This window comes from Micromonospora mangrovicola, from assembly GCF_047200535.1.
Taxonomy (GTDB): domain Bacteria; phylum Actinomycetota; class Actinomycetes; order Mycobacteriales; family Micromonosporaceae; genus Micromonospora.
This window is the reverse complement of record NZ_JBJZOG010000049.1, coordinates 1-19,861: the sequence shown is the minus strand read 5'-3', so window position 1 is coordinate 19,861 and position 19,861 is coordinate 1. Positions and strand designations below refer to the sequence as shown.

Genomic DNA, 19,861 nt, shown 5'->3' with positions numbered 1-19,861 from the left:
CCGGCGCGGCCGCACGGACCGGCCCCCGCCGTCGTCCCCTCGTGGCGGCGGGGGCCCTCAGCTCGGGCGAAGCCGGATCAGGACTCCCGGCCGGCTGGCGCTCGGCGGGGGCCGACGCGGAACATGCCGGTCATGTCGTCGTGCACCGCGTAGCCGAAGCGGCGGTAGAGGCTGACCGACGCGCCGGCCGCGAAGAGCCCGACGAAGGTGCGCGACGAGGCCCGGCCGGCGATCCACTCCTCCAGCCGGGCGAGGATCGCCGCGCCGACCCCGCGCCGCTGCCGCTCCGGCAGCACCGCCAGGTCCTGCAGGTAGTAGTAGATCGCGCCGTCGCCGATCAGCCGGCCCAACCCGATCACGCGGTCGCCCTCGACCGCCACCACCGCGTGCAGCGAGGCGGCCAGCGAGGCCGGGATCGCCGCCGGGTCGTACGCGTCGGTCCAGCCGACGGCGGTGGTGACGGCGACGAACTCCTCGACCGTGGGCAGCCGGTCCTCCAGGCGGTACTCCATGATCGACAATCTAGCGTCTGAGCAGCGGCGACACGATGCGGTCCAGCGCGCCGGCCACCTCGTCCACGTCGCCGTCCCCGTCCAGCGTCGCGAAGGAGCCGAACTCCGGCAGTGCCCGGTAGGCGGCGTCCAGCGCCCGCAGGTGCGCCAGCTCCTCGGTGTCGATGCCGCGTGCCGCCACCCGCCGCTGCGCCACGGTTGGTGAGGTCGCCAGGAAGCAGACCACCGTCGGGCGCGGGAAGACCGCGTACACCGCCCGGACCGCCCGCCGCCCCCGGTCGCCGCGGGCCGCCATGATCACGTCTTGGCACCAGGTCCACCGGTCCAGCACCGCAGCCCGCCCGGTCAGCCGGGCCACCAGCACCGTGCGCGCCATCGCCACCGCGCGCACCGTCGCCTCCAGGACCGGATAGAGGGTACGGCCGAACAGCGCCACCCCGTCCGGCCGGCCGAGCGCCCGGGCGAGCCGGTTCCACAGCGGCCGGCCGCCGGCGTTCTCGAAGTACCGCGCCGGCACGCCGGCGGCGCACAGCCGCCGGGCCAGAGCCCGGGCCTGGGTGCTCTTGCCGGAGCCGTCGACACCGATCAGGGCGATCATCACGGGGCCTGCCACGACCCCGGACGCTAACCGGCCCGGGCAAATCCGCCGGCGAAGAATCCCGCGCGACTGTCGGATCGCGTCGGGCGGCTCCGACCCACCGGCGAGCGCGCCCGGCCGGGCGCACCGGAACGCGGAGGAGCACCGCCATGGGCAGGATCATCTACTGGGTGCACCAGTCGGTCGACGGCTTCATCGAGGGGCCGAACGGCGAGTTCGACTGGCCGGCGATGGGCGAGGAGCTGTCCGCGTACTCCCTCGGGCTGACCGGGCGGGCCGGCGCCTTCGCCTACGGCCGGCGGGTCTGGGAGATGATGTCCTGGTACTGGCCGCGCGCCGAGTCGATCTCCGACCACCCGCACGACCTGGCGTTCGCGCCGATCTGGCGGCGCACCCCGAAGATCGTCGTCTCCCGCACCCTGACCGGGGCGGACCACGACGCCCGGGTGGTCGGCCGCGGCGACCTGGCCAAGGAACTGGCAGCGGTACGCGAGCGGGTCGACGGCGACCTGCTGCTGACCGGCGGCACCGGCGCGGCGGCGGCGCTGACCGGCCTCGGCCTGATCGACGAGTACCAGGTGGTCGTGCACCCGCTGCTGCTCGGCGGCGGCAAACCGGTGCTGCCCGACGTCGAGCGGCTGGACCTGCGGCTGGCGGAGACCCGGAGCTTCGACGGCCGGTCGGTGCTGCTGCGCTACGCCCGGGCGTGACGGCCACCGCTCCCGGCGGCGGGGGACGGCGGGCGCCCGGGACGGGCCGGGCAGAATCGACGGGTGCCCGTCCACGAGATCACCGACCCCGACGACGACCGGATCGCCGACTACCGCGCGCTGACCGACGTCGAGCTGCGGACCCGCTGGGAGCCGCCGCACGGCCTGTTCATCGCCGAGGGGGAGCTGGTGCTGCGGCGGGCGCTGCGGGCCGGCTACCCGGCCCGGTCGTACCTGGTCGACGCCAAGCGGGTGGACCAGCTCGCCGACCTGGACACCGGGGACGCGCCGGTGTACGCGGCCACCCCGGAGGTGTTGCAGCGGGCCACCGGCTTCCACGTGCACCGGGGGGTGCTCGCCTCGTTCCACCGCAAACCGCTGCCCAGCGTGGCCGAGGTGCTCGGCACCGCCCGGCGGGTGGTGATCCTGGAGGACGTCAACAACCACACCAATCTCGGCGCGATCTACCGGGGGGCGGCGGCGCTCGGCATCGACGCTGTCCTCCTGTCACCCACCTGCGCCGATCCGCTGTACCGGCGGAGCGTACGGGTCAGCATGGGTGAGGTCTTCGCGGTCCCGTACGCCAAGTTCGAGCGGTGGCCGGCGGGCCTCGACCAGGTGCGGGAGGCGGGCTTCACCGTGCTCGCCATGACGCCGGCCGCGGACGCCGTACCGATCCAGCGGCTCACCCCTGCACAGCGGGAGCGGGCCGCCCTGCTGCTGGGCGCGGAGGGCCCCGGCCTCACCGCGGCGGCCCAGAACGCCAGCGACGTGCGGGTGGTCATCCCGATGCGCCGCGGGGTGGACTCGCTGAACGTGGCCGCGGCCGCGGCCGTCGCCTTCTGGGAGCTGGGCCGCGACGATCCCCTGTGACGGCGGGAGCGGCCGGGTCTTCGGGAACGGCGGTGACGCACGGTAGCGTGTCGCCCGTGTTCCCTACCGTCCGTGAGGTGCTCGCCCTGGTGCCGGTGCGCCACGGCGCCCCGCGCCTGGTGGCCGGGGACGCGGGCCTGGACCGGCCGGTCCGCTGGGTGCACGTGGCCGAGGTGCCGGACATCGCCACCCTGCTCGGCGGCGGGGAACTGGTGCTCACCACCGGCATCGGGCTGCCGGCCGACGACGCGGGGCTGCGGGCGTTCATCGGCGACCTGGCCGACGTCGGGGTCTCCGGCCTGGTGGTCGAGCTGGGCCGCCGCTACGTCAGCGGGGTGCCCCGGGTGATGGCCGCCGCCGCCGAGCGGCGCGGCCTGCCCCTGGTCGAGCTGCGCCGGGCCACCCCGTTCGTCCGGATCACCGAGGCCGTGCACGCGCTGATCGTGGATGCCCAGCTCACCGAGCTGCGCGCGACCGAGGAGATCCACCAGCGGTTCACCGAACTCTCCGTGGAGGGCGCCGAGCCGGCCGAGGTGGTGCGGCAGGCCGCCGAGCTGGCCGGGTGCCCGGTGGTGCTGGAGAACCTCTCCCGGCAGGTGCTCGCCTACGACCCGGCGGGGGAGAACGCCGAGCTGCTGCTGGACGGCTGGGAGCAGCACTCGCGACGGATCCGTCCCACCGGGCGCACCGCGTACGACCCGGACAGCGGGTGGCTGGTGACCACGGTCGGCGCCCGCGGCCAGGACTGGGGGCGGCTGCTGCTGCGCTGGCCGGCCGGCGGCGAGCTGACCACCGGCCGGCCCGGCCGGCCACCGGCACCCGACGACGACGGGCACCCGGACGACGCCGCCCCGACCCGGGTCCGGCCCGACGCGTCCGGCGGTGGGGCGGACGCGGACGCCGCCGGCGGTCACCCCTCCGGATGGGACGACGTCCCGCCCGCCCCGGTGGAGGTGCGGCCGGTCGGCGGGATCGTCGCCACCCCGCCCACCCGGCTCACCATCCTGATCGAGCGGGCCGCCTCCACCCTCGCCCTGGGCCGGCTGATCCGGCGCGACGCCGAGGGGCTGGAACGGCAGATCCACCGCACCCTGCTCACCGCGCTGATCGACCACGCCCGCCCGGTCGACGAGGTGGCGCTGCGGGCCAAGGCGCTCGGCGTGACCCTGGACCGCCGGCACCTGGTCGGCGTGGTCGTCCGGCACCGGGCCGAGGACCCGGCGGGGGAGGGCGCGGGGCCCGGCGGCGACCCGGGCCCGGCGGCCGGGCCGGCCCGGCTGCGGGACCTCGCCGAGGCGGTCGGGCAGGCCCTGCGGGAGGCCAAACTCACCGCGCTGACCAGCGCCGTCGACGACCACGCGGTGGGCGCGCTGCTGGCCCTGTCCGACCCGGCCGCCGAGGAGAAGGCGCTCGCCGCGTTCGCCGCCGCGCTGCGCCGGGTACGCCTCGACGCCGTCCCGGCCCGCCCGGCGGTGCCCCGGCCGGCCGACCCGGCCACCCGACCCGCCGCCCCGCGCGTGGCCGGCCCGGTGGCGGTGATCATCGCCGCCGGCTCGGGGGTGGGCAGCCTGCGTGAGGCACGCCGGTCCCTGGTCGAGGCGCGGCAGATCGCCGAGGCGGCCCGCCGGGACCGTCGTGACCTGCCGATCTTCCGGCTGCCGCACGTCGGGCTGGCCGGTCTGCTGCACCTGCTGCGCGACGAGCCGCGCCTGCAGACCTTCGTCGAGCGGGAGCTCGGCGCGCTGCTCGCGTACGACGCCCGGCACCCCCGCGAGCAGCTGCTCGGCACCCTGCGGGCGTACCTGGAGCAGGGGCGGAACAAGTCGGCGGCGGCGGCCGCCGCGCACCTGTCCCGACCCGCGTTCTACGAGCGGCTGGCCCGGATCGGCCGCATCCTCGACGTCGACCTGGACTCGGTCGAGGCCTGCCTCTCCCTCCACGTCGCGCTGCTGGCCCTGGACGCCGTCCGCGCCCCCTGACCCGTCCCCGCCGGCGGCCGGCGCGGACGGGTCAGGTGAGGGCGGTGAGGGCCTTGGCGTAGGCGGCGGGGACGTGGTTCGGGCCGCCGGGGGTGAAGACGTCGGAGCCGGCCGCCGCCGTCCAGGCGGTCTCCGGCAGGGCGTCGACCAGGGCGCGGACCACGGGGGCGTCGCGCCACTGCTCCTGCTGGGCCAGCAGGCTCAGCGCCACCACCGACTCCTCCACCTCGCCGACGCACTCGAACGGCTTGTGCCCGTCCACGCCGAGCAGCTCCCGGTAGCCGGGGACCTGGGACTCGTCCGCGAGCAGGTCGCCGCCGAAGATGTTCGTGATCCGCTCCCGGGACATGAACGGGGCCATGGCCAGGAAGACGAACCGGCACTTCGGGCAGTCGCGGCACCACCGCTCGCTCGCGTCCCGCAGCTTGAACGCGGCGTTGCAGCTGGTCACCACCGCGTCGTACCGGTCGATCTCGGCGAAGAGCCGGGCGATGTGCAGCTCGGAGAGCGACCGCAGCAGGGAGAAGTACGGCTCGGTGAGCCCGGCGTGCTCGGCGAGGGCGGCCCGCAGCAGCCCCTCCGCCTCCACGCCCTTGGACCACTGGTGGTTGATCTCGTGGCCGTTCCAGACCAGGTTCGGGTCGGACGCCGAGCGCTCGTTGGACATCACCACCGGGCCGAGCCCGTGCAGCACGGCGGTGGCGACCGCGATCAGCGAGTTGATCGCGGTGACCGGGATGTGGCCGTTGCGCGCGCCGGCCGCGTTGAGGTCGAACAGCACCGGGTCGATCCGCCGCCGGGCCGCGAGCGGCACCAGGTCGGAGGCCTCGTTGACCGAGACGATGACGTGGTTCGGATTCACCGAGAAGGGCACCGGGTCGAAACCGGCCCGGCGCAGCGCCTCCAGGCTGACGATGGAGTCCTTGCCCCCGCCCACCGCCGACAGCGGGCGGCGGTCCGAGTCGTCGTACCCCCGGGGCGGGGTGGCCTCGCCCGACGGCACCTCCGGACGCAGCTCCAGCACGTGCGGCAGCTGGTTGCGGTACGCGTACTCGGCCAGACCCCGGGTGTAGACGCCGGCGACGAACTCGACGGCGGCCGGGCCCAGCGGTGCCGGCAGCACCAGCCGGGGCGGCGCGGCCGTCTTGTAGTAGCTGACCCCGGCCACGACGTGCAGCAGCTCGAGAACCCGGTCGAGGGTTGCCGCCGTCTCGTCGGACACCGGCTCGGCCGGCAGCGGCAGGGTGATCACCTCGGTGAACCGCTGCTCGCCGTCGGGGCCGGTGAGGGCGTAGTCCAGCAACACCTCGCCGGTGGCGAAGTCGATCGAGTAGGACGGGAAGGTGAAGGCGTCCATCCGCCGGAGCTGCTCGTTGGGCACACGCCATACTAGGCCCTGGTTCGTCCGCCGTGTCCGGCTGTGCCGGACCGCGCCCGCCCCACCGCCGTCGCGACCCCCGAGGAGAGCTTGTGCGCCTGTCTGATCTGCGCGGACGTCATGTCGCCGTCTGGGGAGCCGGCCGGGAGGGCCGGGCCGCGGTGACCGCGATCGCCGCGCACGGCCCGGCCGGCCTGGTGGCCGTCGACGACAGCGCCAACTTCCTCACCCTGCCCTGGGACGGCCCGCTCGCCGAGGCCGCGCCGCTGGTCACCGGGGAGGCGGGCCTCGCCCGGCTGACCGCCGCCGAGGTGGTGGTCCGCTCGCCGGGGGTGCCGAACACCCACCCGTGGATGGTGGAGCTGCGCCGCCGGGATATCACCGTCACCCAGGGCAGCGCGCTCTGGATGGCCGACCACGCCGAACGGACGGTGGGGGTCACCGGCAGCAAGGGCAAGAGCACCACGTCCAGCCTGATCAGCCACCTGTTGACCGCGATGGACCGACCGAACGTCTTCGGCGGCAACATCGGCGTGCCGCTGCTCGACCTGCCCGAGGCCGACCTGTACGTGCTGGAGCTGTCCAGCTACCAGTGCGCCGACCTGACCGACTCACCCCGGGTGGCCGTGGTCACCGCGCTCTTCCCCGAGCACCTCGACGCGCACGGTGGGGAGCGGGAGTACTACCGGGACAAGCTCAACCTGCTCGCGCACGGCCCGCACGCGGTGGTGGTCAACGGGGCCGACCCGCGGCTCGCGCTGGAGCTGGGGGATCGGGCGGCGGTACGCGCCGGACTGCCGGACACCACCCACGTCGCGTCCGGCCCGGACGGCACCCCCTGGTTCCACCTGCGGGACAACCCGCTCTTCCCGCGCGGTGTGCTGCCGCTGGTCGGCCGGCACAACGAGGGCAACCTCTGCGTCGCCCTGGCGGTGCTCGACGCGCTCGGCGTCGACGTGGCCGGCCGCAAGGACAGCCTCGCCGTGGCGGTCGCCGGGTTCCAGGGACTCGCCCACCGGCTCACCGAGATCTCCGACCCGTCCGGCCTCACCTTCGTCGACGACACCCTGGCCACCAGCCCGTACGCGGCCATGCACGCGATCGACGCGTACGAGGGGCGGCCGCTGACCGTGATCGTCGGCGGCACCGACCGGGGCCTGGACTACACCCCGCTGCGGGACCACCTGGCCGAGCGGGAGATCACCGTGATCGGCATCCCGGACAGCGGTCCCCGGATCGTCGAGGCGCTCGCCGGGCTGCCGGGGGTGCGTACCGAGATCGCCGAGGACCTGGTCGACGCGGTCGGGCTGTCCCGCAAGCTCACCCCGGCGGGTGGGGTGGTGCTGCTCTCCCCGGCCGCGCCGAGCTACGGCCGGTTCCGCAACTTCGAGCACCGCTCCGAGGTGTTCGCCCAGGCGGTCGCCGACACCGCCCGCTGAGTCCGCACCGGGTCGATGGTGAGCCTTCGGCGGGCCGCAACCACGGTCTCAGCTCGGCGCAGGACCGGCTGGCCACGAGGCGGTCCGCCCGACTAGCCTCGTGATCATGGCGGTGCTGGTTGACGCGGACCCGGAGCGCCTGGTCGTCCGGCTCACCGGAGCCGACCGGCTCTGGGCGCTCTCGGCCGGGGTGCGGGTGCCCACCGCCGCGGTCACCGGCGTCCGGCCGGTCTCCCGCGCCGAGGCGTACGCCCGGGGCTCCGGCTGGCGGCTGCCCGGCACCTTCTGGCCCGGCCTGATCATGGCCGGCAGCTACCTGTCCCGGTCCACCGGACGGTCGTTCTGGTGCGTGCACCGCGCCGAGGAGCTGCTGCTGGTCGAGTTGGACGGGCAACCGTACGACCGCCTCGTCCTGGAGGTGGACCAGCCGGCGGAGGTCTCCCGGGCGATCGCGCGGGCCCGGTTCCGCTGACCCGGTCGGCCGGGGTGTCCCCTGCCGGCACCGGTCAGCGTCGCGGGGCGAGCTCGGCGACCAGGTCGGCCGCGTCCAGCAGGGTGACCCGCTCGGCGTCCAGCTCCGCCCGGTGCAACGCGTACGCCTGCGCCCCGGCGGGCAGCGCGACGTCCCCGCGCACCAGCGCGGCGAACCGCGGCTGCGCGCCCGAGGGCGCCCCGTCGGCCGGGCCGCGCGCGGTCAGCCGCCCCGCGAAGGTGGCCGCCGACTCGCCGGCCGACCGGCGGTAGCCGGTGAGCCCGCCGTCGCGGCCCCGGACCAGCACCGTGTCGGCCCGTTCGGCGGCGTGCCAGCAGGCCAGCTCCCACAGGCTCACCCGGCGGCCGGCGGCGAAGTGCTCGTCGGCGGCCACGGTGAGCCGGGCCAGGGTCCGCGAATAGCGAGCCACCGAGTGGTTGCTGCCGGTGCCGGTCATGGTGGCGTCGATCCAGCGCAGCGTCCTCGTGCGCAGGTCCACCACGAGCGGGGTGGCGACCTTGACCTGGCCCGTCAGGTCGAAGCGCTGCTCGACCGCCTTCGGCTCGAACGGTGCGCCGTGCCGCGGGTCCGCCATGAAGCCGGCGAACGCGTCGGTCATCTCCTCGAACGGCACGTCGTTGTAGCTGAACACCACCATCGTCACGTACCGGATCCCGCGCCGGGCCAGCGCAGCGACGTCCAGGTCGACGAACTCGCTGGCCCCCAGCGGAGCCGGGGCGGAGGTCAGGTCCCCGGAGTGCACCGCCGCCCGCTCGCCGAACCGCAGCCGGGTGTAGTCGCACCAACCGACGAAACCGCCGTCGTCGGCGATCATTGCCACCGACAGGTCCAGGTCCACGCGGGTGCCGGCCGGCTCCGTCCAGTGCAGGAAGAGCCGGATCCGGCGGCCGTCCGGCAACGGCCGGGCGCTGCCCCGCGGCAGACGGACCAGCGCGTCCGACGCGGTCCGCTCGGCGAACGGCGCGACCAGGTCGGCCAGCGCCGCGTCGAGCAACGCCACGTCGACCCGGGGCAGCCGTGCCGCGCGCGCCCGCAGTTCGGTGACCAGCAGGTCATCCAGCGCGCCGCCCAGCGCCGCGGGCAGCCGCGGCCGGCGGTCCGGCTCGCTCCACAGCCGAGCGCGCCCGCCGCGCGGGAAGAAGAGCCGGGTGCCGGCCGGCCACGTCGCCGCGCGGACCGCGCCGAGGGCGGCGATCAGCACGCCGGGCGAGACGGCACGGGCCGCGGCCGCCACCGCCGCGCACAGCCGCTCGGCGTCACCGCCGCACGCGGCCAACGCCACGATCCGTCGCAGCAGCTCACCCGGCCGGCGGGCGAGCAGCTCGACGGCGCTGTCGAGGTCCCCGTCGGCCAGCACGGTCGCGATCCGGGCACCCGAAGAGGCGGCGCGCAGCCGACCCGCAGCCGGCCGGACCAGCGGCGCGTACCCGGCCACCACCTCGGCGACGACCCGGCCGAGCCGGCTGTCCGGGGCCACCGGGGTGCGACGCAGCACGGCGAACGCGGTGGCCGCCTCCGGGTGCCGGGCCGGCAGCTCGAACGGGTGCAGGTTCTCGGCGACGGCGAGCCAGCGGGACCGGTGCCGGGGCAGGTCCGCCAGCAGGGCGGGCAGGCCAAGCGCGGCTAGCCGGGCCAGCAGCGCCCGGCGCAGCGCGCGGGGCGGAGAGGTGCGCCGCTTTGGCGGTTCCACCAGCCCGGGGTCGCCGCCGTCGCGGACGGCGAGCAACCGCAGCACGTCGGTGGCGGTGTCCACGTACCGGTCTAGCAGGGCCGCCGCCCGGGCCGGGTCGACCGGCCCGGTGAGCAGACGGTCCAGCAGCAGCGCCCGGGTCTCCCGGACCGGTACCTCGTCCGGCAGCCAGGTCGGCTCCGTCGGACCCGCATGGTCGATCAGGGCCAGCAGGTCGTGCCGGTCGGCGGGGGAGAGCGCGGTACGCCGCGCCAGCAGCGCGCCGAGCGCCTGGTGCACCGCGCGGTCGACGTCGTCGGCCAGCTCCAGCACCTCGGCCCGGCGGGGCAGGGACAGCGTACGGGCACCGCGCGGCGGCTCGACGACGGTCAGGAACGGGCCGTCGGTGATCCGACGGTGGCAGATCGGGCAGGCGGTGTAGCCCTCGTCCCAGCAAGCCCCACAGACCAGGTGGGCGCAGGCCGACACCGGGTGCACCGTACCCGCCCGGCCGCAGAGCACGCAGGACTGCTCCGGCCGCTGGAGCAGCACGGAGAACACGCGCCGGACGTACAGTTCCTCGGTGTCGGCCGGCACCCGGCGCGGGAAGTCCTTGAACAGCGGCAGGTGCGGGGCGTGCGCCCCGACCGCGGTCTCCAGGATGTCCAGCAGGCCGTGGCCCACCGCGGCGAGCCGCTCGGCGGGCAGCGCGGCGAGCGCGGCGCGCAGCCGGGGACCGATCAGCCAGCCGAGGGCGAGGACGTCCGCCTCGAGTGCGGTCACCCCGGCGTCGAGCGTCACCCGGCGACCGGCGCGGCGAACCTTGCGCCCGCCGTGCAGCAGGCCGGTGGCGACCAGGCCGGTGCGGCGGACCAGCGCCGCCGCGACCGGGTCCACGCGTGCGGCCCTGGCCGGAGCCCACTGCTGCGTCAACGCCGTCACCCCCGTAGCGGACAGGCGGCGAGGACGGAGATCGGGCGTGCTAGCAGGTCACCAAGACAGGATGGGAAGGAAGCGCGCCCTGAGCCGTCCTCGCCGTGCCGGGAAGGCTACCCGCTGGGTGCGACGCGGGGCAGCCCGGTTTTCGGCCCACCGTTCACGGGGGACAGCCGCACCGCGGCGTGCAGGGCGCGCATGGACCGGATCGCCGAGCGAATCTCCTGGAGGTACCGCCCCGGGGTGAGGGTCGGTTCGGGCACCCGGGCCGGCGCGGCCAGCGCATGATCCACCCCGATCGTGTCGATCCCGCAGCCGTACGGCACCGCGAGGGTGCGCAGCGCGTCGCAGTGCTGGAACGGCACGTAGATCGGCGCGGTCACCATCAGCACCGGATCGCCGGCGCGCAGCCGCACGTGCTCGGCCCAGAACCGCTGGGTGTCGGCGGTGTGCGCCCGACGCCGGCCGGGCTCGCTGGACGGCGCGGCGAGCACGCGTACCGGGGGCAGCCCGGCCGGTCGGTAGGTGCGCGAGGACCAGGCCCGGTGCGGGTGGTCGGCGTCGTCGCCGGTCTCCTCGCTCGGGGTGGTCACGCCGAACGCGGCGCGTACCGCCGCGTCGAGGGCGTCCACCTCGGTGGCGCAGCCGGTCACCCCGGCCCGGGCGAGCGTCCGCGACTCGGCCGCCGAGAGGGCCCGGAAGCTGCCCAGCACGGCCACCTCCCCGGAGACCCCGGCGACGGTGCGGACCAGGTGCGCGGCGTACCCGGTGCGCCGCACGCAGGCGTGCGCCAGCCCGCCGAGCACCAGCAGGTGGGCGTACCGGGGCAGGGCCGGCGGCGCGGCCCGCACCAGGCCCAGCGCGTCGGCCGCGGCCAGCACCAGCCCGACCGTGGCGGGGTCGAAGGCCGGTTCCCGCGCCTCGGGACGTTCCCGGCCCTCGCGGAAGTCCCAGTGCCGGGCGGAGAAGTCGTCCAGCCCGGCCAGCACCGCCGCCAGGTCCCCGGCCGGCCACTCGCCGCCGAAGTGGCGGACCAGGGCGCGCAGCGGCGGCGACTGGATCCAGGCCCGCACCCCCGCGGCGATCTCGTCCCCGCCCGTCCCCGCCGCGCCCGGCAGCGGGACCTCCGTCGTCCGCACCCGGCGGATGCTACCGCCCGCCGCCCGGCCAGCACCGCCCGTTGTGGATCGTCACCCACCCACCCACCCAGCCCCTGCGGCCTGATTCACGGAAAGAGTGGTCATTGCTCGCGGGACAGCCACTGTTTCCGGGAATTGGTGCGGATCCTGACCGCGTCACCGGGGCGCGAGGTGGGCGCGTCCGCAGTGCTGGGGCGACTGGTGCGGATCGAGTGGTTGACCGACCTGGAGACCAGCGGGAAGGTGGGCGTGGAGGGGGTTTGGCTCCGGAAATCGCAACGAGGCGGTTGACGTGGTGTCAGGCATGGACGGTCGCTGCGCTACAGGCTGACAGTTGTCCCGACGGTCACCCGGTGAGAGCGTGCGAGGACCAACCGCCGCTGAAGGGTGCGCCGAATGACCACCGACGACCTGCTGGCCCGACACCGGGCCGTGCTCCCGTCCTGGATGCCGCTCTACTATGCCGAACCGATCGAGCTGGTCTCCGGCTCCGGCCGCCGGGTGACCGACGCGCAGGGCCGCACCTACCTGGACTTCTTCGGCGGCGTGCTGACCAACATGATCGGCTACGACATCCCGGAGATCCGTGAGGCGGTGCAGCGGCAGCTGGGCACCGGCATCGTGCACAGCTCGACCCTCTATCTCATCCGGCAGCAGGTGGAACTGGCCGAGAAGGTGGCCCGGGTCTCCGGCATTCCCGACGCCCGGGTGTTCTTCACCAACTCCGGCACCGAGGCGAACGAGGCCGCCCTGCTGGTCGCCACGAACCACCGCCGCTCGCACCAGATCCTCGCCGTGCGCAACAGCTACCACGGCCGCTCGTATGCGGCGATGGGGGTGACCGGCAACCGGGGCTGGTCGGCCAGCGCGCTCAACCCGCTCCAGGTGGCCTGGCTGCACTCCGGTGAGCGGCTGCGCGGCCTGCTGGCCCGGCTCGACGAGGCCGACCGGGTCGAGGCGGCGGTGGAGGACCTGCGCGAGGTGCTCGCCACCCAGACCTCCGGCGACGTGGCCTGCCTGATCGCCGAGCCGATCCAGGGCGTCGGCGGTTTTGTGCACGGTCCGGACGGGCTCTTCGCGGCCTGGAAGAAGGTGCTCGACGAGCACGGCATCCTGCTGATCAGCGACGAGGTGCAGACCGGCTGGGGGCGCACCGGCGAGCACTTCTGGGGCTACCAGGCGCACGGTGTCACCCCGGACCTGATCACCTTCGCCAAGGGGATCGGCAACGGCTTCGCGCTGGCCGGGGTGGTCGGCCGGGCGGACGTGCTGGAGTCGGTGCCCGCGATCAGCTTCTCCACCTTCGGCGGCAACCCGGTCTCCACGGCCGCCGGCAACGCGGTCCTCGACTACCTGCTCGACCACGACCTGCAGGCCAACGCCGCGCGGGTCGGCGCGATCCTCGGCGACGGCCTGCGGGCCGCAACGGCCGATCTCGACTGCGTCGCCGAGGTGCGCGGCAAGGGCCTGATGCTCGGCGTGGAGTTCGTCCGCCCGGGCACCGGCGAACCGGACCCGGCGCTGACCACCCGGGTCTTCGAGGCCTGCCGGGCCGGCGGCCTGCTGGTCGGCAAGGGCGGCCTGTACGGCAACGTGGTGCGGATGGGCCCGCCGCTGACCTTGACCGAGGAGGAGGCGCGCGAGGGCCTCGCGATCCTGGTCGACGCGATCCGGTCCTGCGCGCAGGCGGAGGTGGCGGCATGAGCGGCGGGGACGGCGTGCCGGTCAGCGGGCACTTCGTCGACGGCAAGCGGGTCGCCGGCGAATCGGAGCGGCGGGGCGACGTCTTCGACCCGGCCACCGGCCGGCGGACCGGGTTGGTGGCGCTGGCCTCCGCGGCGGACGTGGCTGGCGCGGTGGAGGCCGCCGAGCGGGCCGCGCGGGCCTGGCGGGACGCGTCCCTGGCCAAGCGGACGGCTGTGCTGTTCGCCTTCCGTGAACTGGTCAACGCCCGGCGCGACCGGCTCGCCGAGGTGATCACCGCCGAGCACGGCAAGGTGCTCGCCGACGCCGCCGGCGAGGTGCAGCGCGGCCTGGAGGTGATCGAGTACGCCTGCGGCATCCCCGCGGCGCTGCGCGGCGGCTTCAGCGAGAACGTCTCCACCGAGGTCGACTCGTACAGCCTGCGCCAGCCGCTGGGAGTGGTGGCGGTGATCTCGCCGTTCAACTTCCCGGTGATGGTGCCGCTCTGGTTCATCCCGGTGGCGGTCGCCTGCGGCAACGCGGTGGTGCTCAAGCCCAGCGAGAAGGACCCCGGCGCGGCACTGCTGCTGGCCGAGTGGTTCACCGAGGCGGGCCTGCCCGACGGCGTGCTCAACGTGGTCAACGGCGACAAGGAGGCGGTGGACGCCCTGCTCGACCACCCCGGGGTGCGGGCGGTGTCCTTCGTCGGCTCCACGCCGGTCGCCCGGTACGTGCACCAGCGCGGCGCGCTGAACGGCAAGCGGGTGCAGGCGCTCGGTGGGGCGAAGAACCACATGGTGGTGCTCCCCGACGCCGAACTGGACCTGGCCGCCGACGCGGCGGTCAACGCCGGCTTCGGCTCGGCGGGGGAGCGGTGCATGGCGATCTCCGTGCTGGTCGCGGTCGAGCCGGTCGCCGACGCGCTGGTCGCGAAGATCGCCGAGCGGATGGCCGGGCTGCGCACCGGGGACGGCCGGCGCGGCTGCGACATGGGCCCGCTGGTCACCGCCGCGCACGCCGACCGGGTCCGCTCCTACGTGGAGTCGGGGGTTGCGGCCGGCGCGGTGCCGGTGGTGGACGGCCGTGCGGTCGACCCGGACGGGGACGCGAACGGCTTCTGGCTCGGCCCGACCCTCTTCGACCACGTCACCCCGGACATGTCGATCTACACGGACGAGATCTTCGGCCCGGTACTCAGCGTGGTCCGGGTCGGCTCGTACGACGAGGCGGTCGAGCTGGTCAACGCCAACCCGTACGGCAACGGCACGGCGATCTTCACCAACGACGGCGGGGCCGCCCGGCGCTACCAGCACGAGGTGGAGGTCGGCATGGTCGGGATCAACGTGCCCATCCCGGTGCCGATGGCGTACTACTCCTTCGGCGGCTGGAAGTCCTCGCTCTTCGGCGACCTGCACGCGCACGGCGCCGACGGCGTCGCCTTCTTCACCCGCGGCAAGGTGGTCACCAGCCGCTGGCTCGACCCTCGGCACGGCGGGGTGAACCTCGGCTTCCCCACCCAGACCTGAGCAGTCGCAGCAGCCCCGCCCCGGCCAGGTACGCCACCAGCGCCGGGGCGGGCAGGCCCAGGGGCTCGGGCGCGGCCTTGCGGGTGAGGCTGTTCAGCAGCAGCCCGGCGACGATGCCCGCGTACCCGGCGACGGCCAGCGTGGTGCGCCACGGGCGGCGCGGCGCCGCCCCGGTCGGGTGCCGTCGCGACCGGGCCTCGATCGGGCCGAAGACGACGACCAGGGCGGCGAGCACCACGGCGAGGGCGAGCACCCAGGGGATCCGCCAGCCCCACCAGGCCGCCGAGCCGACCCGGGGGGTGGGCAGCACGCCGAGCGCGTCCAGGAGGCCGACCAGCAGCACCGCGGCGGTCAGCTGCCAGAGGAAGACGGTGAGCACCACCGAGTTCACCGCGATCACCGCCTGCCACGGGCCGGCGCGGCGCAGCCACCGCTCGGCCGGGGCGCGCAGCAGCAGGATCAGCCCGAGTTGCGCGGTGGCCGCCGCGAGCAGCGCCAGGCTCGGCGGGGCCGCGTTGTCCAGCCGGGTGCCCGGCACGTTGAGCATGACCACCGGGTACGGGCCGACGACCGTCAGCAGCACCAGCGCGGTGAGCCCGGCGGTCAGCAGCACCACCCCGGCGCGCCGGGACAGCGGCAGCCGCCGGCGGCGGGGAGGCTCTGGCGAGCGGGCGTCGTACCAGGCGAAGCCGAGCTGGTGCACGGCCAGCCAGCCGAACAGGTAGTTGCCGGTGGCGAGCCCGGCCGGGCCGAGCAGCCGGCCCAGGTCGCCGAGCGCGACGAGCCCGACCAGGGCCGCCGGTACGGCCAGCCCGAAGCGGCGGTGCAGCGCGTACATCGGCGGGGTCAGCGGCACCACGACCAGGTAGGCCACCAGGAACCAGAGTGGGATCGTGGCGAACCAGACCACGGTGCGGACCTGCGCCGGGTCGGCGTGCCGGAGGGTGGCCACCGCCGCGCCGACGGCGAGCACCACCAGCAGCGCGGTGGTGGGGCGCACCAGCCGGGCGCTGCGGTCGACCAGCCAGCCGGTGGCGTCTCCGCTCACGGCACCAGGTCGTGGTGCGGGGCCGGACGCGCCGAGCTGGTGTTGTCGCCGTCCGTGGGAGGTCAGCGAGGCGGCGTTGGCGTACCCGCCGACCAGGAAGAACACCGGCATCACCTGGGCCACCCAGGTCAGCGGCCAGGCCCATGGGAGGTCGCCCAGGGCGGAGTGCCCGGCGGGCCGCCCCGCCCGGTCGTACCCGATGACGGTGATCGTCCAGTGGCCGAGCACGACCATCGTGATCGCGAGGGCCCGGAGCAGGTCGACGTAGCGCTCCCGCCCGGCCGGCGTGCGCTCGGCGAGCTGCCGCAGGCGGCGCATGGACCCAGGCTAGGCCAGCCGGGGTGGACCGGTGGTGATAACGGTTCGGTCGTCGGGTCTTGTGGTCCACGTCCCGCTGTCGTAGAAATTCTTCATCAACTTCAAATGAAGTGAAGACGAGCAACACCTGACACCCCCGTGCCTCGATGCCGCGGCCACCGTCCCCCTCGGTGGGCCGCCCGTACCCGAACCGAGGAGATGCGATGAACAGGCGTGAGATTCTCCGGCGCACCGCCGCCGCCGGCCTGCTGGCCACCCCCGCCGCCGGCCTGCTCTCCGGCTGCGCCATGTCCGGCGACGACGACAAGGGCGACGCCGGCAGCTACAAGGGCACCAAGAGCGAGCAGAACCCGCTCGGCGTCAAGGAGGACGCCCCGCTCGAGGTGGTGATCTTCAACGGCGGCTTCGGTGAGGAGTACGCCAAGTCCCACGAGGCCATGTACAAGGAGAAGTACCCCAAGGCCGAGATCAAGCACTCCGCCACCCAGGAGATCAACAAGACCCTCCAGCCGCGCTTCGTCGACGGCACTCCGCCGGACGTGGTGAACAACTCGGGCGCCGGCCAGATCGACTTCAACGGCCTGGTCAGCCAGAACGCCATCGCCGACCTGAGCGCGGTGCTCGACGCCCCGAGCCTCGACCAGCCGGGCAAGAAGGTGCGGGAGACGCTGCTGCCCGGCGCCGTGGAGGTCGGCTCCTACGACGGGAAGTTCCTGGTCCTCAACTACACGTACACCGCGTACGGCATCTGGTACTCCACCAAGCTCTTCGCCGACCGCGGCTGGCAGTACGCGAAGAACTGGGACGAGCACATCGCGCTCTGCAAGCAGATCAAGGCGGCGGGCATCGCCCCGTGGACCTATCAGGGCAAGCACCCCCGCTACATGAGCTGGCCGCTGATCGCCACCGCGATCAAGTTCGGCGGGCCGTCGGTGGCGATGGCGATCGACAACCTCGAGCCGAACGCCTGGAAGTCCGACGCCATGAAGGCGGCGGCCGACGCCTGGTACCAGATCGTCAAGGACAAGTACATCCTGGACGGGTCGCCGGGCCTGGATCACATCCAGTCGCAGACCGCGTGGTGCCAGGGCAAGGCCGCCTTCATCTCCTGCGGCTCCTGGCTGGAGAACGAGCAGGCGAAGGTCACCCCGGCCGGCTTCAACATGACGATCGCGCCGACGCCGAGCCTGGGCAGCGGCGACAAGCTGCCGTTCGAGGCGATCCGGGGCACCGCCGGCGAGCCGTTCATCGTGCCTTCGAAGGCGAAGAACGCGGCCGGTGGCATGGAGTACTTCCGGGTGATGCTCTCCAAGAAGGGCGCGCAGGACTTCACGAAGAAGGTCTCCAGCCTGACCGTGGTGGCCGGCACGACCGAGGGGATCGACCTGCCGTTCGGCCTGTCCAGCGTGGTCAAGGCCCTCGACGCGTCCGGCAGCAACGGCTTCAACTGGGTCTACAACAACTACTACCGCAAGCTTGAGCGCGAACTGGTCGACGCCGCCTGCGGCGAGTTCTTCAGCGGCCGGAGCACGCCGGCGGAGTTCCTCGACGCGTGCCAGAAGGGCGCCGACTCGATCGCCCAGGACAGCTCCATCAAGAAGTACAAGCGGGCCGCGTGACGCCCGGCCGGTGGGGGCGGGCGTCCCGCCCCCACCGGCCCACCGCTGGGGAGAAGGTCTGCTCGTGAGACATGGCAAGTACCCGCTGATCGTCACCTTCCTGGTGCCACCGCTGCTGCTCTACGGCGTCTTCGTGCTGTCGCCGTACCTGCAGGCGTTCCAGATCTCCACCACCAACTGGCTGGGCTACTCGGCGCACGCCGACTCGGTGGGGATGGCCAACTTCCGCACGTTGTGGCACGACGGCCAGGTGTGGAACGCGATCAAGAACAATGCGGTCATGCTCGCGGTGGTGCCGGTGCTGACCATCGGGCTCGGCCTCTTCTTCGCCACCATGCTCAACATGGGTGGCCGCAAGGGGCGGGCCGGGGTGACCGGCGTCCGGGGCACGGCCTTCTACCGGATGGTCTACTTCTTCCCGCAGGTGCTCTCGGTGGTGATCATCGCGCTGCTCTGGAAAGAGGTCTACCACCCCAACAACGGCCTGCTCAACGGCGCACTCCGGGCCTTCGGCCTGCCCGCGCCCACCTGGCTGGGCGATCCGCGCACCGCATTCTGGTGCGTGCTGGCCGTGATGGTCTGGAGCAACGTGGGGTTCTACGTGGTGCTCTTCGGCGCGGCCATGGCGGCGATCCCGCGCGACATCTACGAGGCGGTGATGCTCGACGGGGCGTCACGGTGGACCACCCTCCGCCGGATCACCGTCCCGCTGCTCTGGGACACCGTGCAGGTCGCCTGGATCTACCTGGCCATCGCCGCGCTGGACGGGTTCATCCTGGTCCAGCAGATGACCAACGGCGGCCCCAACTTCTCGTCCGACGTCATCGGCCTGCGGATGTACGAGACCGCGTTCGGCAGCGAGAGCAAGTTCGGGTACGCCTCGGCGATCGGCGTGGTGATGCTGTTCCTGACCCTGTCGGTCGCGGTGCTCGCGCTGCGTACCGGCCGTCGTGATCGGATCGAGTACTCGTGACCACCATGGATCGGGCCACCACGACCGGGGCCGCAGAGTCCGGGCCCGCCCGTGTCGGGGACCGGCGACCGCGCCGCGAGCTGGGCGTGGCCAACGTCTTCTCGCACGGGTTCCTGCTGCTCTGGGCGGCGCTGACCGCGCTGCCGCTGCTGTGGATGTTCCTCAGCTCGTTCAAGAGCGACGGCGAGATCCTCTCCGACCCCTGGGGACCGCCCGGCGCGCTGCGCTTCGAGAACTGGTCCCGGGCCTGGACCGAGGCGCACATCGGCCGGTACTTCCTGAACAGCGGCGTGGTGGTGGCCGGATCGCTCACCCTCACCATGGTCCTCGGCGCCACCGCCGCGTACGTCTTCGCCCGGTACGAGTTCCGGGGCCGGCAGGTGGCCTACTACCTGTTCGTCGGCGGAATGATGTTCCCGGTCTTCCTCGCCCTGGTGCCGCTCTTCTTCGTGGTGCGCAACGCCGGCCTGTTCGGCACCTGGACCGGGCTGATGCTGGTCTACGCCGCCTACTCGCTGCCGTTCACGGTCTTCTTCCTGACCGCGTTCTTCCGGACCCTGCCGACGTCGATCGCGGAGGCGGCGCTCATCGACGGGTGCGGTCACTTCCGGCTCTTCTTCCGGGTGATGCTGCCGATGGCACGACCGGGACTGATCAGCGTCGCGATCTTCAACTTTCTCAGCCACTGGAACCAGTTCCTCCTGCCGCAGGTGCTCATGCAGGGCGACGACTCCAAGTGGGTGCTGGCGCAGGGGCTCGCCGCGCTCGCGGTCAACCAGGGCTACCAGGGTGACTTCAGCGGGCTGTTCGCCGGACTGACCATCGCCACCCTGCCGGTGCTCGCGGTGTACGTGGCCTTCCAGCGGCAGATCCAGACCGGACTCACCGCGGGCCAGCTCAAGTGAGGCGGTTGCCACAGGCAACGGGGCAGCGCGGTCGATGACCGGCGCCTGACGGTTCGTCCTGGC

Annotated in this window: 15 protein-coding genes and 2 pseudogenes; 11 read left to right on the top strand and 6 right to left on the bottom strand. The window is 73.9% G+C overall.

Features of this window, described 5'->3' with window-relative positions; all coding sequences use genetic code 11:
• Positions 1-77: 77 nt before the first annotated feature.
• Positions 78-512, bottom strand: coding sequence for a GNAT family N-acetyltransferase (locus ACL02O_RS19955; RefSeq protein WP_412819619.1), 435 nt, complete (start codon positions 510-512; stop codon positions 78-80).
• A gap of 10 nt (positions 513-522) precedes the next feature.
• A complete protein-coding gene (locus ACL02O_RS19950) occupies positions 523-1,125 on the bottom strand; it encodes a dTMP kinase (protein WP_412819618.1) in 603 nt (200 codons plus the stop codon).
• A 134-nt stretch (positions 1,126-1,259) separates the two neighbouring features.
• Here ACL02O_RS19950 and ACL02O_RS19945 point away from each other — a divergent pair, with 134 nt between their 5' ends.
• The 4 genes and pseudogenes from ACL02O_RS19945 to ACL02O_RS34535 form a co-directional block, all read left to right on the top strand.
• The gene (locus ACL02O_RS19945) at positions 1,260-1,820 is read left to right on the top strand and encodes a dihydrofolate reductase family protein (RefSeq protein WP_412819617.1); all 561 of its coding nucleotides are present in this window, start codon (positions 1,260-1,262) and stop codon (positions 1,818-1,820) included.
• Positions 1,821-1,883: 63 nt separating this feature from the next.
• A complete protein-coding gene (locus ACL02O_RS19940) occupies positions 1,884-2,693 on the top strand; it encodes a TrmH family RNA methyltransferase (protein ID WP_412819616.1) in 810 nt (269 codons plus the stop codon).
• A 56-nt stretch (positions 2,694-2,749) separates the two neighbouring features.
• Positions 2,750-3,565: pseudogene (locus ACL02O_RS34540) on the top strand (PucR family transcriptional regulator ligand-binding domain-containing protein); the annotation flags it as partial.
• Positions 3,566-3,676: 111 nt separating this feature from the next.
• Positions 3,677-4,672 (top strand): annotated as a pseudogene (locus ACL02O_RS34535) (PucR family transcriptional regulator); the annotation flags it as partial.
• Between the two features lie 31 nt (positions 4,673-4,703).
• Here the strand turns inward: ACL02O_RS34535 and ACL02O_RS19930 are convergent.
• Entirely contained in the window at positions 4,704-6,053 is a 1,350-nt protein-coding gene (locus ACL02O_RS19930; RefSeq protein WP_412819614.1) for a hypothetical protein, read from the bottom strand.
• 89 nt (positions 6,054-6,142) lie between these two features.
• On the opposite strand from ACL02O_RS19930, the gene murD reads away from it, so the two are divergent.
• Together murD and ACL02O_RS19920 are read left to right on the top strand one after the other, a co-directional pair.
• Complete coding sequence (gene murD / locus ACL02O_RS19925; protein ID WP_412819613.1) at positions 6,143-7,489, top strand: UDP-N-acetylmuramoyl-L-alanine--D-glutamate ligase; 1,347 nt, start codon at positions 6,143-6,145, stop codon at positions 7,487-7,489.
• Positions 7,490-7,595: 106 nt separating this feature from the next.
• Positions 7,596-7,961 carry a hypothetical protein gene (locus tag ACL02O_RS19920; protein ID WP_412819612.1) on the top strand — a complete coding sequence of 122 codons (366 nt, stop codon included), beginning with the start codon at positions 7,596-7,598 and terminating at the stop codon, positions 7,959-7,961.
• A 34-nt stretch (positions 7,962-7,995) separates the two neighbouring features.
• On the opposite strand, the gene ACL02O_RS19915 is transcribed toward ACL02O_RS19920, so the two are convergent.
• A complete protein-coding gene (locus ACL02O_RS19915) occupies positions 7,996-10,593 on the bottom strand; it encodes an MXAN_6230/SCO0854 family RING domain-containing protein (protein ID WP_412819611.1) in 2,598 nt (865 codons plus the stop codon).
• Between the two features lie 107 nt (positions 10,594-10,700).
• Positions 10,701-11,726: a hypothetical protein gene (locus ACL02O_RS19910; protein WP_412819610.1), complete on the bottom strand. Its 1,026-nt coding sequence runs from the start codon at positions 11,724-11,726 to the stop codon at positions 10,701-10,703.
• 396 nt (positions 11,727-12,122) lie between these two features.
• Between ACL02O_RS19910 and ACL02O_RS19905 the strand changes: the two genes are divergently transcribed.
• Positions 12,123-13,430: an aspartate aminotransferase family protein gene (locus tag ACL02O_RS19905; RefSeq protein ID WP_412819609.1), complete on the top strand. Its 1,308-nt coding sequence runs from the start codon at positions 12,123-12,125 to the stop codon at positions 13,428-13,430.
• A gap of 14 nt (positions 13,431-13,444) precedes the next feature.
• Positions 13,445-14,935 (top strand): CoA-acylating methylmalonate-semialdehyde dehydrogenase, encoded by a 1,491-nt coding sequence (locus ACL02O_RS19900; RefSeq protein ID WP_412819645.1) that lies wholly within the window; start codon positions 13,445-13,447, stop codon positions 14,933-14,935.
• Here ACL02O_RS19900 and ACL02O_RS19895 read toward each other — a convergent pair.
• A complete protein-coding gene (locus ACL02O_RS19895) occupies positions 14,871-16,301 on the bottom strand; it encodes an acyltransferase family protein (RefSeq protein ID WP_412819608.1) in 1,431 nt (476 codons plus the stop codon). The genes ACL02O_RS19900 and ACL02O_RS19895 overlap by 65 nt on opposite strands.
• A gap of 203 nt (positions 16,302-16,504) precedes the next feature.
• On the opposite strand from ACL02O_RS19895, the gene ngcE reads away from it, so the two are divergent.
• The 3 genes from ngcE (at position 16,505) to ACL02O_RS19880 (ending at position 19,798) form a co-directional block, all read left to right on the top strand.
• Positions 16,505-17,920 carry an N-acetylglucosamine/diacetylchitobiose ABC transporter substrate-binding protein gene (ngcE, locus tag ACL02O_RS19890; RefSeq protein ID WP_412819607.1) on the top strand — a complete coding sequence of 472 codons (1,416 nt, stop codon included), beginning with the start codon at positions 16,505-16,507 and terminating at the stop codon, positions 17,918-17,920.
• Positions 17,921-17,984: 64 nt separating this feature from the next.
• Positions 17,985-18,893 (top strand): carbohydrate ABC transporter permease, encoded by a 909-nt coding sequence (locus tag ACL02O_RS19885; RefSeq protein WP_412819606.1) that lies wholly within the window; start codon positions 17,985-17,987, stop codon positions 18,891-18,893.
• Between the two features lie 5 nt (positions 18,894-18,898).
• The gene (locus ACL02O_RS19880; RefSeq protein ID WP_412819644.1) at positions 18,899-19,798 is read left to right on the top strand and encodes a carbohydrate ABC transporter permease; all 900 of its coding nucleotides are present in this window, start codon (positions 18,899-18,901) and stop codon (positions 19,796-19,798) included.
• Positions 19,799-19,861 lie beyond the last annotated feature (63 nt).